This is a genomic window from Ruegeria sp. BG6, from assembly GCF_056538465.1.
Window position 1 is genome coordinate 37262 of record NZ_JBQFTB010000005.1, and the last position, 20934, is coordinate 58195.

17 protein-coding genes are annotated in these 20934 nt (G+C 55.9%); 4 read left to right on the forward strand and 13 right to left on the reverse strand.

Annotated features, from left to right (window positions below; genetic code table 11):
• Nucleotides 1-48 precede the first annotated feature (48 nt).
• The 4 genes from ACR0JW_RS10995 to ACR0JW_RS11010 are packed head-to-tail and all read right to left on the reverse strand — an operon-like array spanning nt 49 to nt 5553.
• Entirely contained in the window at nt 49-1923 is a 1875-nt protein-coding gene (locus ACR0JW_RS10995; RefSeq protein WP_480713909.1) for a TniQ family protein, read from the reverse strand.
• Nucleotides 1923-2897 (reverse strand): TniB family NTP-binding protein, encoded by a 975-nt coding sequence (locus tag ACR0JW_RS11000; protein WP_170696949.1) that lies wholly within the window; start codon nt 2895-2897, stop codon nt 1923-1925. The genes ACR0JW_RS10995 and ACR0JW_RS11000 overlap by 1 nt, the downstream gene beginning before the upstream one ends.
• Nucleotides 2894-4846 carry a Mu transposase C-terminal domain-containing protein gene (locus ACR0JW_RS11005; protein WP_480713910.1) on the reverse strand — a complete coding sequence of 651 codons (1953 nt, stop codon included), beginning with the start codon at nt 4844-4846 and terminating at the stop codon, nt 2894-2896. Before ACR0JW_RS11005 ends, ACR0JW_RS11000 begins: the two co-directional genes overlap by 4 nt.
• A complete protein-coding gene (locus ACR0JW_RS11010; RefSeq protein WP_480713911.1) occupies nt 4843-5553 on the reverse strand; it encodes a hypothetical protein in 711 nt (236 codons plus the stop codon). Before ACR0JW_RS11010 ends, ACR0JW_RS11005 begins: the two co-directional genes overlap by 4 nt.
• A gap of 71 nt (nt 5554-5624) precedes the next feature.
• Here ACR0JW_RS11010 and ACR0JW_RS11015 point away from each other — a divergent pair, with 71 nt between their 5' ends.
• A complete protein-coding gene (locus tag ACR0JW_RS11015) occupies nt 5625-6455 on the forward strand; it encodes a hypothetical protein (RefSeq protein WP_170757133.1) in 831 nt (276 codons plus the stop codon).
• 349 nt (nt 6456-6804) lie between these two features.
• Here ACR0JW_RS11015 and gyrB read toward each other — a convergent pair whose 3' ends face one another.
• Together gyrB and ACR0JW_RS11025 are read right to left on the reverse strand one after the other, a co-directional pair.
• A complete protein-coding gene (gene gyrB, locus ACR0JW_RS11020) occupies nt 6805-9222 on the reverse strand; it encodes a DNA topoisomerase (ATP-hydrolyzing) subunit B (protein WP_170681954.1) in 2418 nt (805 codons plus the stop codon).
• A gap of 102 nt (nt 9223-9324) precedes the next feature.
• Nucleotides 9325-9897 carry a TetR/AcrR family transcriptional regulator gene (locus ACR0JW_RS11025; RefSeq protein ID WP_170681953.1) on the reverse strand — a complete coding sequence of 191 codons (573 nt, stop codon included), beginning with the start codon at nt 9895-9897 and terminating at the stop codon, nt 9325-9327.
• A 100-nt stretch (nt 9898-9997) separates the two neighbouring features.
• Between ACR0JW_RS11025 and ACR0JW_RS11030 the strand changes: the two genes are divergently transcribed.
• Nucleotides 9998-10564, forward strand: a complete 567-nt coding sequence (locus tag ACR0JW_RS11030; protein ID WP_170681952.1) for a carboxymuconolactone decarboxylase family protein — start codon at nt 9998-10000, stop codon at nt 10562-10564.
• Here the strand turns inward: ACR0JW_RS11030 and recF are convergent.
• From recF to mutM, 6 genes are all read right to left on the reverse strand, one after another.
• Nucleotides 10561-11658 carry a DNA replication/repair protein RecF gene (gene recF, locus ACR0JW_RS11035; RefSeq protein WP_170681951.1) on the reverse strand — a complete coding sequence of 366 codons (1098 nt, stop codon included), beginning with the start codon at nt 11656-11658 and terminating at the stop codon, nt 10561-10563. The two genes, ACR0JW_RS11030 and recF, sit on opposite strands and share 4 nt — an antisense overlap.
• 59 nt (nt 11659-11717) lie before the next feature.
• On the reverse strand, nt 11718-12839 hold the full coding sequence (gene dnaN / locus ACR0JW_RS11040) for a DNA polymerase III subunit beta (protein ID WP_480713912.1): 1122 nt from the start codon (nt 12837-12839) through the stop codon (nt 11718-11720).
• Nucleotides 12840-13065: 226 nt separating this feature from the next.
• Entirely contained in the window at nt 13066-14457 is a 1392-nt protein-coding gene (gene dnaA, locus ACR0JW_RS11045) for a chromosomal replication initiator protein DnaA (RefSeq protein WP_170681950.1), read from the reverse strand.
• Between the two features lie 558 nt (nt 14458-15015).
• A complete protein-coding gene (rpsT, locus tag ACR0JW_RS11050) occupies nt 15016-15279 on the reverse strand; it encodes a 30S ribosomal protein S20 (RefSeq protein WP_170575014.1) in 264 nt (87 codons plus the stop codon).
• 230 nt (nt 15280-15509) lie between these two features.
• Nucleotides 15510-16286 (reverse strand): enoyl-CoA hydratase, encoded by a 777-nt coding sequence (locus ACR0JW_RS11055; RefSeq protein ID WP_170681949.1) that lies wholly within the window; start codon nt 16284-16286, stop codon nt 15510-15512.
• 66 nt (nt 16287-16352) lie between these two features.
• Nucleotides 16353-17204, reverse strand: coding sequence for a bifunctional DNA-formamidopyrimidine glycosylase/DNA-(apurinic or apyrimidinic site) lyase (gene mutM, locus ACR0JW_RS11060; RefSeq protein WP_170681948.1), 852 nt, complete (start codon nt 17202-17204; stop codon nt 16353-16355).
• A gap of 86 nt (nt 17205-17290) precedes the next feature.
• Between mutM and ubiE the strand changes: the two genes are divergently transcribed.
• Nucleotides 17291-18043: a bifunctional demethylmenaquinone methyltransferase/2-methoxy-6-polyprenyl-1,4-benzoquinol methylase UbiE gene (gene ubiE / locus ACR0JW_RS11065; RefSeq protein ID WP_170681947.1), complete on the forward strand. Its 753-nt coding sequence runs from the start codon at nt 17291-17293 to the stop codon at nt 18041-18043.
• A gap of 3 nt (nt 18044-18046) precedes the next feature.
• A complete protein-coding gene (gene ubiB / locus ACR0JW_RS11070) occupies nt 18047-19576 on the forward strand; it encodes a 2-polyprenylphenol 6-hydroxylase (protein ID WP_170825277.1) in 1530 nt (509 codons plus the stop codon).
• A gap of 96 nt (nt 19577-19672) precedes the next feature.
• Here ubiB and ACR0JW_RS11075 read toward each other — a convergent pair whose 3' ends face one another.
• On the reverse strand, nt 19673-20848 hold the full coding sequence (locus tag ACR0JW_RS11075) for an acetyl-CoA C-acyltransferase family protein (protein WP_170681945.1): 1176 nt from the start codon (nt 20846-20848) through the stop codon (nt 19673-19675).
• Between the last annotated feature and the right edge of the window lie 86 nt (nt 20849-20934).

The window sequence follows — 20934 nt, forward strand, 5'->3', positions numbered from 1 at the left end:
GTTTGTTTGCAATGAGTCTTCAGCTACATCTCCATAACATCTTTGTCATTACAACCCGTTGCCGCCTCTACGGCACTCTTTTTGGATAGAATGCTGCCTAGTTGATCTGCTTGTGTTTTGAGTTCCAAGTCGTCCTTCGTATGAAAGCACAAGCAAGTCTCTGAGTTCTACTAGGTGCCCGCGTGTTGCAGAACCCTCGGCTTGCGCACCGTATGTAGCGATTTCTTGGTTTGAGAATTCAGTGAGCAGTTTTTGTGAAGACGTTTTTCGCGACTTGGCAAGAACTGCAAGAGGGACGAAACGGCTCTGGAAGCGCGCTAGCTGTTCCGGCGAGATCAAATAACCCTTGTTCGGACCATGCGAAACTTCGCGAGCTTCGAGCAGACCAAGCTTGCACCAGTTCACGACTGATTGAGGTTTCCAACCAGTGATCCTGGCAACATCCTGAGCTGTCCAGTCTTTTGAGAAACGCCCTTTACTCAGTTCTCTTTCCACGTCGCTTTTCAGATACTGGAACTTACCTAACAAGACTTCGCTATTCGCGTTTACAGGCACGATCTCACAATCAAAGATGCGCTGAAAAATTTGGATGAGCACCGAACGATCCGTTGTTCTGCGAAGATTTAGATCAACAAAACTGATCGTCTCACCATCCCGTTGGACCGCGGAGGCACTGATACGAGCCAGCCGATCTGCAAGGGCAATTCTGTCAAAGCCACCGTCAATCAACGGGGGACGATCTTCCAAAGCCATTTCGCTGACCACAGCAGCTTCACGCAAAAGCTCAAGTTGCTTTCGTGAAACTCCAAGTAGGTTTCGGATTGTAGTGCCGTCGCAGTATCTTTCTCGATCAGCGAGGATGTTATGAACTTCTAGCCGAGGAATAACAGTATGAGTGTGCCCATATCCGCTCCGGCTTTGTTTGCCGGCAATCTGTTTCTTTTGAACCGCCTCAACCAGCCTCTGCGACGTGATCCCAATCTCTTGAGCAGCTTCCTTGGCAGACACCCATTCTCTTGATTCATCGACTTGTAATGAACCGAGATAGGTTCCGCTGAACTCTTTTGAAACAACTCCACCCAAAGCCTTGTGAAATGGTTCATATGCAGGATCTTTGAATTGCATGAACCGCTGATACCAATTTCCCAATCTTGCAGGCGCGGAGTTCAATGCCGGGTCAGCGTTTACCAGACGTTCGCGAACGTGATCTTCAAAACCGTTTGGCCAGTTTTCTAATAATGAAGCAACCGGCTCAAGCAGCACAACAGCCTCCTCTACTGTTCTCGGCAATTTGGTCTTAAGAGCCTTGCCCGTTCGATTTGTTGAGAAGGACGAGGCTAGGAAATGAACAAAACGGCCGATATCTGCTGGATGACTTGACACCAACTGCTTCGGAAGACCTGAGACTTCACTTGATGGAATGCCCGAAATCAACTGCGAGATTAGAACCTCATGTCGCGGCGCTGTCTGAACTGAAAGTCTCGACAAATCCGTTCCGCAAGAACATTTTCCGTGCCCTCCATTTTCGGGCGTAAGAGGCTCTGAGCATCGCGGGCAGGTATCTTCCAATCTGCACTTGTGCTCAGGGCACGCAGTTACCAACGTGTGACGCCAGCTTTGGTGATAGACCTTACCGTCTGCGATACACATTGGGCACACTGGGTCAGAATAGCGCCGGTCATATTGCCACTCGCGGCATGCATCATTTGGCTTGGCTTCCGGTGCGATTGCCGCGAGCTCGCCCGCAGGTAATCCACATTTGCGCTCCAAGTCGGCAATGCTCTCGATCAGAGGGCGTCCGTACCTGATACCAAGCTCCGAGAAGAAATCCCCGGTGTCGATGAACGCGTTGAAAGTAGACAATCGGCGAAGAAATCCGAGCAGGCTTTCATCAGGTTTTGGATTTGTTGTTCTGGCCAGCATCAATAGTTTTCCAACACCGAAAATTCTTCCGTCGTGGAAGGTGCAAGCTCAAGGTCAGCTTCCTTCATGACGTTTACGAACGACCGAACCAAATCCAGTTCTTCGATATCATCAGATCCAAAGAAAAAATCTGGACGGTGTTGGGCTTGGAGAACGGAGTTCGCTGCCTTGGCGAGGCTGGCGTAGCTCAACACGTCATTCTCGATGTAAGCGATAGCCCCGTGCAAGACGCGCATGACGATCCCAACGCGGCCGCCTGACACTCCGTACAGGCGCACCACAATGTCATGAGGGTCAAAGTCAAACTCTAGACCGGCTTCTTGCAAGCTGTTGAGTGGCGTTGCGATAGCACCAGCGAAGTTGGTTTTTTCCTCTTCAACGGACCAGGAATAAGGCAACATGTAAGTGGATTTCATTGCCCGATCACGGCACTGTTCGTTCTCATCCAAAATTCTCTGAAATTTGGGCAACCCACAGAGGACCAGTGTCACACCTGTGTTGTCCACGAGGCGTTTGAAATGGTCGGTAACGCCCCGCTTTGACAACCGTTCACCACGTTCGGCGCAGTGATTGCACTCGTCCATCGCAATGACACGAATGCCCTTGCTCGTGATTTCCTTGTATAGCTGTGCCTCGATCTCTGACGCAGATGACCCTCTCTTACCGCTCAGTTCCAGCGAAGCCAGCATGGATCGAACAAGCATTTTGTCATTTGGCTTGTTGGGGATGGAACCGATGACAAAATCGCTGTCATAGACCCATCCCTGGTATTCAGTTGTTGGCTTACCGATAGTATCCCGCAGATCCTCGAGCATCCGACTTTTTCCGCATCTTGTTGGACCGAGGAAGGGCACGATTGACCCACCGAGCCGCTGTGCAAGGCTAATGGCTTCAATCAGTTCACTGCGCGTTTGTTGATACAAGGCGTGATAGACGACTTGTTTCAGGACGTGACTGTAGTTTTGATGACTCAACTGTGCCTCCGGGTTGATTTCTTCGGCATGTTCCCGGGCAAGCTAACTGTCGGCTTGATCCGTTTGCGTTTGGCTGAGTTGGTGGGATCTTCACCGGGTAGGCGATCCGAACGTTCAATTAGCTCTTTGTTGCGGGTCGCTGCGATCTGTTTTGCCCGGCGCTTCTTCGACGTAAGTTTGTCGGCCTTGTCTTTGAAGTCTTCATAGATTTGAAGTTCGGCTAGAATTGCCTGCGTTTCGATTTCCTCCACATCAGGCGGGCGCAACGCTTTTCGCGCGATATCCAACTGCGCAAATGATAACGCGGGGCAGTTTTCTCTTTTTGCAGAAACAAAAAAGTGTTCGTGAGCCAGTTCGTCCCAGACAGCGATTTCTCGGATGTCATTTGGGTCGTATCGGATCTGAACCTTGTTTCTTACTCCAACTCGCTGAAGATAGTTCTTCAATTCGAACGAGGCGTACCGAATGTTCTTGAACATGATGCCATCTCGTTCGGCGACACGAACTGCCTGTTCAACCATGAACATTTCTCTGACTTGGACCGCAGATGGCGCGGGGGGAAGTAAGTGGCGTCCACTCAGTCTGTTCCATGCGGCAATGGGAGACTCATCGGTCCTTAGGATGTTTTGCACTCGCCGTCTTTGCTTTTGAGCGTAAATGTCATAACGCCACCTTTGAAGCATTTCTTCGACTTCGTGAATGGTGTAGACAGCTTCTGCTTCAGCGATTTTTGTCCGTTTTTTCGCGCCAATTTCTGACGTTTGGGAGGCCCCCTGAAACTGGGTAATAAATCGACTTAGTTCTCGGAAAAACCGCTCAATGAATGGCTTCTTATCTGGCTGGCCTGGAACGCACTTCAACCAGTCTTGTGCCGATGCCGACAGGACTGACCCAATGATATCGCCAGAGTTTTCTGAACCTTGGTCTGATACCGTCAATTGTGGCGTACCGACGGCCTGGAACCTATTTTGGATTTTGTAGCGATCAAAGAACGCATCCGTTTTGGGTACGAAAACCTCCTTCATGGTTCTCGCGGTAAGACTGGATGATGGAGCGCCCCAAGACACTTGAAGGCCCAGAATCAGGCCCGTTGCGCAATCGATGACCGCACACACTGTTGGACGTCCTACTGGATTTCCGTCATCATCCACGCACCACATGTCCAAAGTGGTGGAGTCTGTCTCGAGACGTGCGAACGGAACTTCAACTTTCTGAAGATTCATCGCGAGCAAGTATTGTTTTCTTGCTTCCGCACTGCCGAGCCTAAGTTTCACAACATCTGCATGTGGCAATAGCTGAATAATTGCGTTTACGCATTTGCTACCGCATGGCCCGGGCTTGAGATCCAGTTCTTCACATTTTTTCTGATACTTTGCTTTGGCAAGCCTTGCGAGAGACGTAAGCGTCATGCGATCCGAAGTCAGAAACCGTTCTTCGAGCAGATCGTAAGTGACTTCTTCAAACAAGAAGTCGTATCTGGGCGCTCGGTTGCCTTTGTTCGTATGTTTGGGTCGAAGCCCTGCATCGCCTTTTGAACGGTCCAGCTTATCCCAGGATTGAACAGTCCTTAGTGAGGGAAAACCATTAGCTCGGAAAGACGTGTATTTGTCATCCAAGAAGTCTAGTAAAAGTCGATTGTAGGCTGCCTGCCAAGTTAGACCACCTCCTCGATGCACTCTGATCGCTGTGACAACACGTTTTTTGAAGCTTAGTTCTTTCTGCTCAGAAGCGTTGAGCATTCGGCGCAGTGACCTGGCATCTGCGTTCGGATCGAACGCCATCTCGGAATGAATGAGTTCTCTGAATCTCTCAAAGCTGATGTGCGAATAAACACCGTCCTTGTCAGTCAGGGAGACTGAACCGTCGCGCACTCCAATTTCTTCTACGGTGAAGGTCTGTTCTTCGATCAGAACATGCCAGCCAATATACTGTCGCTGAACGTGGGTCATAGCTCGATGATCTCTAGATGATTGGTTTTTGGAGTTGGCGACAAACACGCAAACGAAGCCGGCCCAAGACGTCGACTATGAAGATCCACTGCAAGAAACCCGGAAAGGATAGCGCAAAGGAGTTCGTCCGAACCAAGATCAAACTCGGAGATCAGCTGACCAAGACGGACACTTTCGTTTGGCACTTCAGAAAGGACCTCTAGAGTTTTCTTCGTTGGTGGCCTGTCAATAACAGCCTTCAGCGTGCGGACGTTGTGAGCCACGATTTCCGTCAGCGTTTCGTCTGTAATCAGTGTCCAATGATGGCCGACAGATTTGAAAAACTTTGGCAAAAAATTCCGATGGAGGTCCTCGTTGACCCGACTTTCAGCTTTTGTTTCAACGAAAGCTGCTCGACCATCCCGCATTCTGACGAGGAAGTCGGGTGTGTAAGGCTTGGGGCGATAGCGCTTTCCGACAAACTCATCGATAAGATTCTCTTTTTTCGCATAAGACCTTCCCGATAGAAGATCATATGTGCAAGGTTGGGGCCGGAAACTGGCTACACGCGGATCCAACGCCAACGCAAAAGCAGTCGTGGCCTCCAATGTGCTCTCCAATTGGATGTATCCAGCACATTTCGGAGCACTGACGTAATTTGCTCTCTTTTTTTGCCCCGCTTTTCTTACGATGCGGGATGTTGGGTGTGACTTGGGGTCTTTTTTCACTGGTAGATCTTGTACTATCCTTGATGGGATTACCCGAATAGGATATTCGGACACAGAATACAAGGAAAAAAATGGCGGAAAAATCCGGCAGCCTTGAAGGCGTGGCAAAAAGAGAAAACTGGATCGAGCTTGGCGAAGCTCTTTCAGAGGCAATGAGCCAACCAGAACACTACGGGCTCGGAACTTCGAGTGAAGTTCTCCAAAGTGTAGCTAATATCAAAGGAAAACAATCGGATAGCTTAAAGAAAACTGTGAATGTAAGCGCTTGGTTAAAGCAAAATTACCCGGATATCTTTGCCGCGAGACCTCCATGGCTCGGCATGACCCTGGTGATGTTCCTGATGAAAATGAATGAATTGGACCCTTCGGAAGCCAAGAAATCGGCCGCCGAAGTCTTTGCGGGCCATTCCGGTCAGGTTGCGCTCAAGAAAAAGTATGACGAACTACGAAAAAAGAGAAAGCAGGCGTCTAATTCAGTTACCAGTGCTGCGATTTCTGCACCAGAAAGAGCTCAGCAGTTCGAAACCATCGTGACCAACTACTTCGAACGCTTTGGGGCGCAGTTGTTCAACACCAGTCATGTCACCATTCGTTCAGGCAAAGTTATAGAACCGGTCAGCCCCGATCTAGTCGTGGATTGTGCAGACGGACGCCGGTTTGCAATCGAAACAAAAGCATATCGTAGTCAAGTAAACCGCCGCGATATCATCGGTACACTGGGGCACTTGGCCCTTATCGAAAAGCTTGTGCCAGAAATTCTCATGATCGTGCCCGAAGGAAGCGCATATGACTTGCGTCGGATGAATGATTTGCGCGACAAACTCTTCTTAAAGGGTATTCGCTTTGCGACACTGCCCGAAAAGAGAGCTGAACGAGCTACAGACCTTAGGGTATTCGAATAAAGCTATTTGCTGTCAGCATCATGGGATACAGCATTTGACAAGGGTCTGGTGACTTTCAAGGACGACGGGACACCTAGGTTTTCGAGTAAATTGTCCGCACCGGCAATGAGCTCGTTTTCTGGACATTCCAAGCAGATCTCTGGTCAAACTGCTGGGCACAAGGAGAACCTGATCTGGTATCGCGATCAAGTGGTCAATCCTTGAGCAACTGAAACCTATCCTTCGACACCCGCATAAGGCGATTTACTTGCTCTCCTCTGCACTATTATCGTGAAACAGTGCAAACTTATGGGCAAATCGTGCAAACTTATGGGGTGCGTGAAGGTTTGTGCGCGTCCCTACAACCTGACTAGAAATCCAAGTTCTCAACACTCAGCGCGTTTTTCTGGATGAACTCCCGCCGCGGTTCGACCACGTCGCCCATCAGTTTGGTAAACAGATCATCCGCCTCGACCATATCATCCACCCGCACCTGCAACAGTGTGCGTGCGTCGGGGTCCAGCGTTGTTTCCCAAAGCTGATCGGGGTTCATTTCACCCAAACCTTTGTACCGTTGCAGCGACAGGCCCTTTTCGCCCTCTTCCAGAATTGCGCGCAGCAGGTCCAGTGGACCGTGAATCGATTGCATACGGTCTCGGCGGATCAGGGTCGCAGGGGTGTTGTAAACCTCTTGCAGGCTTTGTGTGAAGCTGCCTGTTTTGCGCGCCTCGCCCGAACGCAGCATGGGGCCATCCAGCGTGCGCACTTCTTCGACACCGCGCAGTATGCGGGCCAGCCGAATGCCGTGGTCCTGCGTGATCCGGCCCTGCCACCCGCGTTCATATTCAAGCGCGATCAGGTCCAGACGGGCGGCGACCTTGTCGGCCACCCCTTGCAGGTCGGCATCAACTGCGCCCGGCACAAAGGCCCCGGCAACGGCAGCTTGTTCCAGTATATGGCGCGGGTAGTGGGTCGGGAACGCATCCAGCACACGTTTCAACTGCCGTGCTTCATCGACCACGCGGGTCAGATCCTGGCCGATGATTTCTTCGCCCGAACCGAGTTTCAGCACCGCGCCCTCGACGCCTTGATTGATCAGGTAATCGTCCAGCGCCGCCTGATCCTTTAGGTAGACCTCTGATTTTCCACGTGAAACCTTATATAGCGGTGGCTGCGCGATATAGAGATACCCGCCCTCGATCAGCTCCGGCATCTGCCGATAGAAGAAGGTCAGCAGCAAGGTTCGGATATGCGCGCCGTCCACGTCGGCATCGGTCATGATGACGATCTTGTGGTAGCGCAGCTTTTCGATGTTGAACTCATCGCGGCCAATACCAGTGCCCAGCGCCATGACAAGGTTGCCGATTTCCTGAGACGACAGCATCCGGTCGAACCGGGCACGCTCGACGTTCAGGATCTTCCCGCGCAAGGGCAGAACGGCCTGAGTCAGACGATCCCGGCCCGTCTGGGCAGAACCGCCAGCCGAGTCTCCCTCGACGAGGAAGACTTCGGTCTTGGACGGATCTTTCTCGGAGCAATCCTTCAGCTTGCCCGCCAGATAGTTCACGTCCATCGCCGTCTTACGACGGGTCAGTTCGCGCGCCTTGCGCGCGGCTTCACGGGCCAGAGCGGCCTCGATGATCTTACCGACGATAGTCTTGGCCTCGTTCGGGTTTTCTTCGAACCATTCGGCCAGCTTTTCGTTCATCAGGCTTTCGACCGCCGGGCGCACTTCAGACGACACCAGTTTGTCCTTGGTCTGGGACGAGAACTTCGGATCGGGGACTTTCACCGACAACACACAGGTTAGGCCTTCGCGCGCGTCGTCGCCGGTAAAGCTGACCTTTTCCTTCTTGGCGATCCCGCTGGACTGCGCGTAGTTGTTGATCGTCCGGGTCAGCGCGCCCCGGAATCCGGCCACATGTGTCCCGCCATCGCGCTGCGGGATGTTGTTGGTGAAGGGCAGAACCGTCTCATGGTAGCTGTCATTCCACCACATTGCGATTTCGACACCGATATCATCGCGTTCGCCCTTGATATAGATCGGCTCGGGCATCGCAGCAGTTTTCGAACGGTCCAGGTATTTGACGAATTCTTTTACGCCGCCCTCATAGAACAGTTCGGTCTCAAGCCGCTCCGCCGGACGTTCGTCGATCAGGATGATCCGTACGCCCGAGTTCAGGAAGGCCAGTTCGCGCAGGCGCTTTTCCAGCGTCTCGAAGGAATACTCCAGGTTCGAAAACGTATTGGTCGAAGCCAGGAACCGCACCTCTGTCCCGGTGCGGCCACCACACTCGGCCACGACCTTCAGATGCTCGGCTGTCTCGCCCCCTTCAAACCGGGCAACATGTTCTTTTCCGTTGCGCCAGACCCGCAGCTCCAGCCAGTCGGACAACGCGTTCACCACCGATACGCCCACGCCGTGCAGACCGCCCGACACCTTGTACGAGTTGCTGTCGAACTTACCGCCCGCGTGCAACTGGGTCATGATGACCTCGGCGGCAGACACGCCTTCTTCGGGGTGGATATCGACCGGGATCCCGCGCCCGTTATCGCTGACCGAAACGCTGGAATCGGCGTGAATTTTTACGGTCACATGGTCGGCATGACCGGCCAGAGCTTCGTCAATTCCATTATCGACAACTTCGTACACCATGTGGTGCAGACCCGAGCCATCATCGGTATCACCGATATACATGCCAGGGCGCTTGCGGACGGCCTCTAAGCCCTTGAGAACCTTAATAGAATCCGCGCCGTATTCTTGTGATGCCTGTGCGTCTTCGGACATGCCGTTAGTACCTATATTATTTTGGTAACTTATACGTTTTCTGGTGGGGAATGTCACGCGATCCCCCCACATTTTGTGGCGGAACTTGGTTTTTTCAGCAGATCAAAGCCGGTCGATATCCGCCGCGATATCCGCCGCGATTTCCAGGGCATTCACATCGCTGCGCTCGGCCGACAAACGCAGCCCCAACAGGTCGGATTGATACCGCGCCGCAAGACGGTCCGGATCACGATCCGCGCTGATTTCTCCGGCCTCCTGCGCGCGGCGAAACAGCATTGCAAAACACACTTTCATATCCGCCATATGACGGCTCGCCTTTTCGGCCAGTTCGTGATCCTTCGACTGCAACTCGGCGTAGGTTTTGGCCAACATGCAGGCCCTTGCAGGCATCTGGGCAGAATCGATCACGATCCGTGGCTGCGCCTTCAATGCTTCAAGCGGCCCTAATTCCTCGGCCAGCGCCATAAGGCGCGCCACACCATCCTGCGCGTACCGTTCCAACGTCAGCGCAAAAAGCGCATCCTTGGACCCAAATGCCGCATAAAAACTGCCCGGTTTGAGGCCCAACTCGCGTTCCAGATCCTTCAGCGACGTCCCGGCCCAGCCCTGACGCCAAAAAATATCCCTGGCCTTCGCGATCAGAGCGTCTCGGTCATATGCGGGTTTGCGGGGCATCTTCTTCACCTATTCTTGAACGCTCGCTCAAATATATACTTGAGTGATCACTCAAGAAAGACTATTTCGGACTCAGTCGCCAGAAAACAGGAGTTCCGACATGGCCAACTTCCCCTCCCACGACCTCGAATCCGCACCAGAAGGATCCAAACCGCTTCTCGAGAAATCCCAGGCCGCGTTTGGCCGCTTGCCCGGCCTGCACAAGGTGATGGCTGAAAGCCCCCAGCATCTGGAAGGTTATCAGGTCCTGCACGGCCTGTTCATGCAGACCGATTTCGACAATGACGAGAAAACCGTCGTCTGGCAGACCATCAATGTTGAAAATGAATGCCACTACTGTGTGCCCGCTCATACCGGCATCGCGAAGATGATGAAGGTTTCGGATGAGATCACCGAAGCGCTTCGCAACGAAACCCCGCTGCCCAATGCCAAACTCGAAGCACTGCGCACCTTTACCCTGCAAATGATGCAAACCCGCGGCAACGTCACCGAGGCGCAATTGCAAACCTTCTTTGATGCGGGCTACTCACACCGTGCTGTTCTGGACGTGGTGCTGGGCCTGGCTCAGAAGACCATGTCGAACTACGTCAATCACATGGCCAAAACACCTGTGGATGAAATCATGCGCGGCTTCCTTTGGGAACGCAAGGTCAGCGAACCCGCCTAAGGCGTCACGACCGAGCCTTCGTCGCCTTCCGTGACAACCAGCGTCTGGGCCCTCTCACCCAATTCCGCAAACAACTCAGGCCCGGTGCCCGTCATCCAGGCCTGAGCACCAAGCGCGCAGATCTCATCATAAAGCGCGGCCCGTCGGGTGGCATCCAGATGGGCGGCAACTTCATCCAGCAACACGATCGGTGGCGCACCCACCATCCCGGCCAACGCCCGCGCGTTGGACAGGATCAGCGAAACCAAAAGCGCCTTCTGCTCGCCGGTTGAACAATCCCTGGCAGGCACGCCCTTGGCCGCATACGCCCCATACAGATCCGACCGATGCGGCCCAACCAAAGTCCGCCCCGCCGCCAAATCGCGAAAGCGGCTTTCATTCAATGCGTAACGCAAGTCTTCCGCCGTCCCGGGCATCGTCCCATCGGTCTGCACCAGCTCCAGTTCAGCAGACGGAAATGCCGTTTCTGCCTGATCCTGCGCTGCGCGCAGATGGTCCAGCGCCGATAACCGGGCCACATGTATCCGGTGCCCCATCTCCGCCATCTGACCTTCCAGGGCGGCATACCAATGGGCATCCCTCGCCTGCTCCTTCAGCAAGCGATTCCGTTCCCGCATGGATTTTTCGTAGATCAACGATGCCTCGGCATGGCTTGGGTCGAAACTCAGCGCGATCCGGTCCAAGAACCGGCGCCGCCCTTCGGCGCCCTCGATCCACAACCGATCCATCGACGGAATCAGCCAGACCACCCGCGCCAGCTTGCCCAGATCAATCTGACTGGCGGCCTTGTCGTCAATCCGAACCTGTCGCGCCGCACCACCTTCCGACCAGGTCTCAATCTCGTATCGCTGTCCCTGCGCCTGCAACAGCCCGGACAGCTTCCAGCCCAGCGCCTCGGGGCGCCGAGTCATCTCCGCCGCGCTGGCCCGTCGCATTCCACGACCCGGCGAAAACAGTGAAACCGCTTCTAGGATATTGGTCTTGCCAGCCCCGTTCGGTCCATGGATCGCCACGGGCCGCCCATCCAAAGACAAACGCGCCAGTTTGTGGGACCGGAAATGCGAGACCGTAAGTTCGGTCAGGGCCAAAGCCATGACCCCTCCCTTCATCTTTTCAAAAATACTCCCGCCGGAGGCATCGCGCGCCAGCGCGATCAGACACGCATCGGCATGACAACGTAAACCGCGCTCTGGTCATTGCCTTCACGCATCAGCGTCGGGTCTCCAGCCGAATTGAACATGAACACCGCATTCTCGCGATCCACTTGGCTAGCGATCTCCAGCAGGTACTTCGCGTTGAACCCGATCTCCAGCCGCTCGTCGCCATAGGCTACGGCCAGTTCTTCCTCGGCCGCACCGCTATCCGGCGCGTTCACCGACAGGACCAGCTTGTCCGCATCCAGCTGCAGCTTTACCGCCCGCGACCGCTCTGATGAAACGGTTGCAACACGGTCCACGGCCTGCGCGAATTCGGCAGCGTCGACTTCCAACTTGCGAGTGTTCCCCTGCGGAATGACACGGGTGTAGTCGGGGAAAGTGCCATCGATCACTTTTGAGGTCAGCGTGATATCCGGCGTCGCGAACCGCACCTTGGTTTCACTGACAGAGACGGCGATATCCATCTCGGCATCGTCCAGCAGCTTGCGCAATTCGCCCACGGTCTTGCGCGGCACGATGACGCCCGGCATACCCGCCGCCCCATCCGGCAGGTCGGCGTCAATGCGCGCCAACCTGTGGCCATCTGTGGCCACGCAGCGCAGAACCTTGCCGCCCTCGGACCCATCCGCCACATGCATGTAAACACCGTTCAGGTAGTACCGGGTTTCTTCAGTCGAAATGGCGAATTTAGACTTGTCGAACAACCGGCGCAGCAGTGCTGCGGAGGCTGTGAAATTCGACTGGTACTCCGAAGAAGCCATCACCGGAAAATCTTCTTTCGGCAATGTCGCCAGCGAGAAGTTGGATCTCCCGGCTTCAACCGTCAGGCGACCCGCAGCACTGTCAGCCGTCAGCGTGACCAGCGCGCCGTCGGGCAGCTTGCGCACGATCTCGTGCAGGGTCGTTGCCGCCACCGTGGTCGCCCCGGCTTTTTCAACCTGCGCAGGGGCCTTGTCCACCACTTCGATATCCAGATCGGTGGCGCGGAACTGCACCTGGTTGCCTTCCGCCTCGATCAGTACATTGGCCAGGATCGGAATTGTGTTGCGGCGTTCCACAACGGATTGGGCCTGCGAAACGGCCTTGAGAAGGGTGCCGCGTTCGATGCTGATCTTCATACCCTCTATTCCTCTGACTTGCGTGCCGACATGGGCGGGACTGGCACGTTAGCGGTTCCACCCTGAGGCACAAGGATTTTTTATGGTTTTCTGGGTCGGATTGCCCAACACGTCAAGGGCCGCGTGGTTTCCAAAGCACAGTTCCCGACCAGGCGTGGACAATAGCGCACATGATTACGCCCCGGACCTGGTGAACCGGGGCGTTGATGAAGGGCTTGGGTTGCAATCAGGCTTCCAGAGACCGCCGCAGCATTTCAACGTCTTCCGCGATCTGACCGTCGGTCAGCTTCAACTCTTCGATCCGCTTGACGCCATGCATGACCGTGGTGTGGTCACGCCCGCCAAAGCGGCGGCCGATCTCGGGCAACGAGCGGCTGGTCAGCTGCTTGCACAGATACATCGCAACCTGACGCGGACGCGCGTATGAACGCAGGCGCTTCGGACCGATGATGTCGGACAGGCGGATGTTGTAATAATCCGAAACTTTCCGCTGAATCTCTTCAACGGTGATCTTGCGCTCGGACGCGCGCAGGACGTCGGCCAGACAATCCTGAGTCAGTTCCATATCGATCTCGCGCCCTACCAGCGAGGCAAACGCAAAGAGACGTGTCAAAGCCCCTTCAAGCACGCGTACATTGGTTGAGATGCGGTGTGCGAGGAATTCTAGAACACCGTCCGCGATGGTCAGATCCGGATATGTGCTGCTGTACTGCTGAACCTTGTTCTGCAGGATACCAAGGCGCAATTCGTAGTCGGTGGGGTGCAGGTCGACGACCAGGCCGCATTGCAGACGCGACTTCACACGGTCCTCCAGATCCTTGATTTCGCCCGGGGCGCGGTCGGCCGAGATGATGATCTGCTTATTCTGGTCCACCAATGCGTTGAAAGTGTGAAAGAACTCTTCCTGAGTTGAATCCTTGCCCGCGATGAACTGGACATCGTCGACCATGAGAACATCAACCGACCGGAAGAGATGTTTGAAATCCATCATCCGGCGCTCGCGCAGGGCCTGTACAAAGCGGTACATGAACTGTTCGGCCGACAGATAGAGCACATTCAACTCGGGGCGCTTGGTTTTAAGCTCCCAGGCGATGGCGTGCATCAGGTGCGTCTTACCCAACCCGACACCGCCATAAAGGACCAGCGGATTGAAAGTAACCGGCCCGCCTTCTGCAACCCGGCGCGCGGCGGCATGGGCCAGTTCGTTGGGCTTGCCGACCACAAAGCTGTCAAACGTAAAGCGGGCATCCAACGGTGCCGCCTGCAGCGAATCCAGGGCACCATTGCCATCATCCTGATAGGATGGATCGACCCTTTTGGGTTCCGCCATTTCCCGCGCTGCCGTTGCGGGTTCCACTGCCGGCCGCGCGGGCGAGTTGGCCGCGACGCGAAAGGCCAGACGCTCCACCGGTTCACCGGAGGTGTTCAGTTCATAGAGAATGAGATCCGCAAAATTCTGACTTACGTAGTTGCCCATAAAATTCGTCGGCACTGAAAACACCGCTACACCGTCCTCCAACTCCTGAAATTCAAGAGGTTCGATCCAGGTGGTGTAGTTGTTCCGGCCAACAACCTTCAGCAACTTGTTACGCAGCAGTCCCCATTTCTCTTGTGTCATTCAGCGCCTCACGCATCCCATTCTTTATAGGCCTTCAGGCCTTTTTTTGAGTTTGTCCGGATCACCCGGTCTTCTGGGCGTTCACTCACGCAAAAGGCACCCTTGCGCCGAACCAAATAGAACGGCGGTAAGATTTTCTTTTTCTGCGCATCGCTGATACTGCTACGCTCCAACAGCCGGAGCGCGCCCGAAAACCAGGTTACGCATCACCTTCCAATTTTAGACAGGACCGAGCACCTCGGTTTCCCGAGACCCGAAGCAGATCGCCAAACCGGCCAGACCGGTCGCCGACATTCGTCCATGGATCTTCCTGATGCCCGTCAGTCCGATCGCCAGGACAGCCTGTCCCCCCAAGCGAGTGAATCGCTGGAACAGTGGTAACAAGACCGAACGGCCGGCGGCAATGAATCTCTGATATTGACTCAGGAATCCGGCGGAAAGAATCTCTCGGTTTTGTGAAGGCGCGATATATCGGCAACAGCAAAAAGGCGCCGCACATTGCGACGCCTCCTGAAATGGATCAGCCTTGTTTACCTGACGCTAGGTCAGGCACCGGCGTCAGCCCAGTGCTTTTACCCGCGACGACAGGCGCGACATTTTGCGGGCAGCAGTGTTCTTGTGGAAGACACCTTTGGTGACACCGCGCATCAGTTCCGGCTGGGCTGCGCGCAGGGCTGCGGTTGCCGCGTCCTTGTCGCCGGATGCGATTGCTTCTTCAACTTTGCGCAGATAAGTGCGGATGCGCGAACGGCGCGCTTTGTTTACAGCGAAACGCTTTTCGTTCTGACGTGCGCGTTTCTTTGCCTGAGGCGAGTTAGCCATGTGTTTCTGACCTTTGTTCGGTACGGTTATCTAGGGTTGCGCGCCACGGAAACATCCGCACCGGATCAGAAATCACGAGTGTGAGTCGGGCCGAGCGGGCCGCACGCGCATGTATAGCGGCGCTTACTATCCAAGTTGGCGAGGTTTGCCAAGCCGATTCTTTGACGCGCAAGGCAGGTATGAAAAAGGCGGGCAATGGCCCGCCTGTTCCGATCCGGTCAGGGCACCGCTTACTTGTCGCGGAACTGCGCCGCGCGTTTTTCCAGAAACGCGGCCATGCCCTCTTTTTGGTCTTCTGTCGCAAACATCGAGTGGAACACGCGCCGTTCAAACAGCATTCCCTCGCTCAGTGGCAACTCATAGCTGCGGTTCACGGCCTCTTTTGCCGCCATCGCCGTCAGTTGCGATTTCTCTGCGATCTTCTGTGCTGCCCCTATCGCCTCTTCGATCAGCTTCTTTGCCGGAACAACACGGCTGACCAGCCCCGAACGCTCGGCCTCTTCCGCATCCATGAAGCGCCCGGTCAGGTTCATGTCCATCGATTTGGACTTGCCGACAAATCGGGTCAGGCGTTGCGTGCCGCCGATACCGGCAATGACACCCAAATTGATCTCGGGCTGGCCGAACTTGGCAGTATCAGCGGCGATGATGAAATCGCACAGCATCGCCAGCTCACAGCCGCCACCCAACGCATATCCTGCCACCGCAGCAATGATCGGTTTACGAATAGCCGAGACGCGATCATTGGCCTCGCCAAACAGGTTCTGACTGTAGACATCGACAAAGCTCATCTCGGACATCTCTTTGATATCCGCGCCCGCGGCAAAGGCCTTTTCCGAGCCGGTGATGACGATGCAGCGCACCTTGTCGTTTTCATCTGCCTCTTCCAGCGCGGTGTACAGCTCACCCATCAACTGGGTGTTCAGCGCGTTCATAGCGTCCGGTCTGTTGAGCTTGATAAGGGCAACGTGGTCTTCGATTTCGACGATGATCGTCTCAAAAGCCATGGGATGTAAGCTTCCGGTTGTTCCGTTCAAGTACGATTCCTTACCACGCGAAAAACTTGGATCAAGCTATCTTTGGCATTGCGCACAGTAGAAGGATGAGCGACCGGACTGGGTGATTCTCCTTATCACGGCGTCACAACCTTCGGTCCGGCAGGGCTCGCCCTCTCGGCCATAGACGTCAAAGCTGTGCTGAAAATATCCAAGTTCTCCATCAGCTTGGCGGAAATCCCGCAGCGACGATCCACCCGCCTCAATCGCCTCCTGCAGCACCTGCCGGATAACAGGAACCAGCGCCGCGACCCGCGCCGCAGAAATTTGCCCGGCCCTGCGACGTGGCGACACCCCAGTGCGATAAAGCGCCTCGCAGACGTAAATATTGCCGAGCCCGGCAACGATTCCCTGATCCAGCAATGCAGATTTGACCGGTGTGTTCTTTCCGCGAAACGCATCGACCAAGTGTTGCTCGTGAAAATCATTGCCCAGGGGTTCCGGCCCCAGAACCGACAGAAGTTTGTGTTCCTCAGCCGTGGCCGTCGGCAGCAGATCCATTGCCCCGAACCGGCGCGGGTCGTTGAAGGTCACCCGCGCGCCATTGGCCATGTGAAACACGACGTGATCGTGTTTTGCCGGCATCGGATGCTCGTGCACGAACTGCCCAAGCGGATCGCCCGAGACGGTCATCCGCCCGGACATGCCCAGATGGATCAAAAGCGTCTCGCCGCTGCCGAGATCGGCCAGAATGTATTTGGACCGCCGTCGCAGCCGGTCAACCCGCTGGCCCGTCAGTCGCTCGGCCATGCGTTCCGGAAACGGCCAGCGCAGATCCGGTCGGTTCACATCCGCCTTTTCGATCATCACCCCCTCCATTGCAGGGGTCAGGCCGCGTCTTACTGTCTCGACCTCGGGCAATTCCGGCATTACACGGCTCCTAATCCAAAGGGCCGCATTGTGCCCCGGTTCCAGAGCCCTATAACAGAGGCGAAATTCGACAAACGGCAAGGCAAATGTCCGACAACAGCGACAAGACCACACATTTCGGGTTCGAAACCGTGCGCGAGGCTGAAAAAGCCGGGCGCGTACAGGGCGTGTTCAACTCGGTCGCCTCGAAATACGATGTGATGAACGACGTCATGTCGATGGGCATCCACCGTGTCTGGAAAGATGCGATGATGGACTGGCTGGCTCCGCGCCCCGGTCAGCGGCTGCTGGATGTGGCGGGCGGCACGGGCGATATTTCTTTTCGCTTCCTAAAACGCGCGGGCCACGGCCACGCCACCGTTCTGGATCTGACCGAACCGATGCTGATCGAAGGCCGCCAGCGCGCCGAAGCCGACCAGATGTCGGACAGCCTCAACTGGGTGGTCGGTGATGCCATGGCACTGCCTTTCGAGGACAACACGTTTGACGTCTACACCATCTCGTTCGGAATCCGGAACGTCACCCGCCCGCAAGAGGCGTTGAACGAAGCGTTCCGTGTTCTCAAACCCGGTGGCCGCCTGATGGTGCTGGAGTTCAGCCAGTTACCCAATGACGGGCTGCAAAAGCTCTATGATCTCTACAGTTTCAACGTCATCCCGCGCATGGGGAAGCTGATCGCCAATGACTACGACAGCTATCAGTACCTGGTCGAATCGATCCGCAAATTCCCGGATCAGGAAACCTTTTTGAACATGGTCCGCGCAGCGGGATTCGAGAATGCCAAATACCGCAACCTGAGCATGGGCATCGCGGCGCTGCATTCCGGATGGAAGATCTGACCTATGCGCGGCCCTCATAATATCATCCGCCTGATCCGCACAGGCGCCACCTTAGAGCGCACGGGTGCCATGAATGTCGTGCTGGATGCGTTTGAAGCCCCGCGTGCTGTGCGCATCCTGGCGCATACGTTGGGCAAACCCTTCCAATGGCTGGGTTACAAAGGCGATCCCAAGATGCCGCCGGCGACGCGTGCCCTGACCGCGCTGGGTCCGGCCTACATCAAGTTTGGCCAGGTGCTGTCGACCCGCCCGGATGTTGTAGGCAACGAACTGGCAAGCCAGCTGCGTGTGTTACAGGACAAACTTCCCCCTTTTTCCCGCGCTGCTGCAATGGCCGAAGTGGAAAAGGAACTGGGGCAGCCGGTGGCCGAAATCTTCAGTGATTTCAGCGATCCGATTGCCGCCGCTTCGATCGCACAGGTTCACAAGGCCAAACTGACCAGCACGGGCGAAGACGTCGCCGTCAAGGTCCTTCGCCCCGGCATCGAACGCGCCTTCAAAAAGGATGTCGACGCTTTCTATTTTGCCGCCCGCATTGTTGATCTCTTTGCCCCCGGCGCGCGCCGGTTGCGCCCGATGGAGGTCATCGAGCATTTCGACGGGATCGTACGCGGCGAACTTGACCTGCGTCTGGAAAGCGCGGCTGCTTCGGAATACGCCGCCAACACAAAGGACGATGCGGGCTTCTGGCTGCCGCCCGTGGTTTGGTCGTTGTCCGCACGCCGGGTGATGACGCTCAGCTGGGCAGATGGAATCCCGCTTGGCGACAACGAGGCTCTGGATGCCGCGGATCACAACCGCAACGATCTGGCCCAGCGGGTCTTGCGCCTGTTTTTGCTGCACGCCCTGCGCGACGGCTATTTTCATGCCGACATGCATCAGGGAAACCTGAAAGTCGCGGCAAACGGCGACATCATTGCCTATGACTATGGCATCATGGGCCATATCGACGAATACACCCGCCGGGTCTATGCCGAGATCCTGTTCGGCTTCATCCGTCGCGACTACAAGCGCGTGGCCGAAGTGCATTTCGAGGCGGGCTATGTCCCCGCCAATCAGGACGTTGACGAGTTCGCCCGGGCCCTCCGCGCGGTCGGAGAGCCGATCTTCGGTATGGACGCCACCCATATCTCCATGGGGCGTTTGCTGAGCTACCTGTTCGAAGTAACCGAACGGTTCGGGATGGAAACCCGGACGGAACTGATCCTGCTGCAACGCACCATGGTTGTGGTCGAAGGCGTCGCGCGGTCACTGGACCCCCACATGAACATCTGGGAGGTCGCGCGTCCCGTGGTTGAAGATTACATCAAACAGTCAATCGGCCCGCGCGCCGTTATGCGGGACTTCGGCAAGACAGCAATGGTTCTGGCCCGGTTTGGCCCACGCCTGCCTGGATTGGTTGAAAACGCGCTGATTGCGCAGACCCAGCAGGAAGAAACCAAAGGCAACGGAGTCGTGGCGTCACTTCTGACCGCCGCAATTGGCGCCGCTTTCGGTGCGGCGGCGGTGCTTTTGATTACAGTATTGGGTTAACTCCGGCCCGCCTGCTTCATCTGGCCAAAAATATCCTCGGGGGGAATCGCGCCATGGCGCGATGGGGGGCAGACAGCCCCCCTGCCCGATCTCAGATCAGAGGCGCTCGATTGCTATGGCAATCCCCTGACCGCCCCCTATACACATGGTGATCAGACCTTTGGAACCACCGGTGCGTTCCAACTCGTAGAGGGCCTTCAAAGTGATGATCGCACCGGTCGCGCCCACCGGGTGGCCCAAAGCGATCGCACCACCGTTGGGGTTAACCTTCGATGCGTCCAGCCCAAGCTCCTGATTGACAGCCAAAGCCTGCGCAGCGAACGCCTCATTGCTTTCAATGACATCAAACTCTTCGGCGGAAAGCCCGGTCTTCTTTAGCAGATTCTGAACCGCCGGAACCGGTCCGATCCCCATCACTTCGGGCCGAACCCCGGCATGGGCATATCCCAAAACGCGCGCCCTGGGCTTCAATCCGGCTTTCTCGGCGGCATCTGCCGTCGCCAGAACCATGGCCGCTGCCCCGTCATTGATACCCGAGGCATTTCCGGCAGTAACACGACCGTCTTTCTTGAACACCGGTCGCAAACCTGACAGCGCCTCAAGCGAGGTTGCTTTCGGGTGCTCATCGACCTTGAAGTCGACCATGTCGCGCTTGACCTTGACCTGCACTGGCGCGATCTGGCTTTCGAAATAACCCGCCTCGATCGCTTCCGCCGCGCGGGTCTGGCTGGTCATTGCAAATGCGTCCATCTGCTCACGGCTGATCTGGTGCTCGTCCGCGACGTTCTCGGCGGTGATACCCATATGCCCGGTTCCGAACGGACAGTTCAGTGCTCCCAGCATCATATCCAGCGAGGTGACATCACCCATCTTTGCGCCCCACCGCGCCTGCGGAATGATATAAGGGCTGCGCGACATGCTTTCGGCGCCGCCTGCAACGGCGAATTCCGCATCGCCCAGCATCAGCGACTGCACCGCCGACACGATCGCCTGCGCGCCAGACCCGCACAGCCGGTTCACGTTCATTGCGGGGGTGCCGTTTGGAATTCCTGCCTGCATCGCAGCGACCCGCGACAGATACATGTCACGCGGCTCGGTGTTGATCACATGACCGAACACAATATGCCCGATTTGCGCGCCTTCGACTCCGGACCGCTCCAGCGCCGCCTCGGTCGCAACAGTCGCCATATCAATCGGCGCGGTCGAGGCCAGAGCCCCGCCAAAGGTGCCAATCGCGGTGCGGGCACCATCGAGAATTACGATGTCGGTCATGGATCACTCCTCCTGAATTTGACCGCAGTATGCACACGCAGAATGATGATGTCGCGCAAGACGTCCCGTCACGGACGGAATTGACA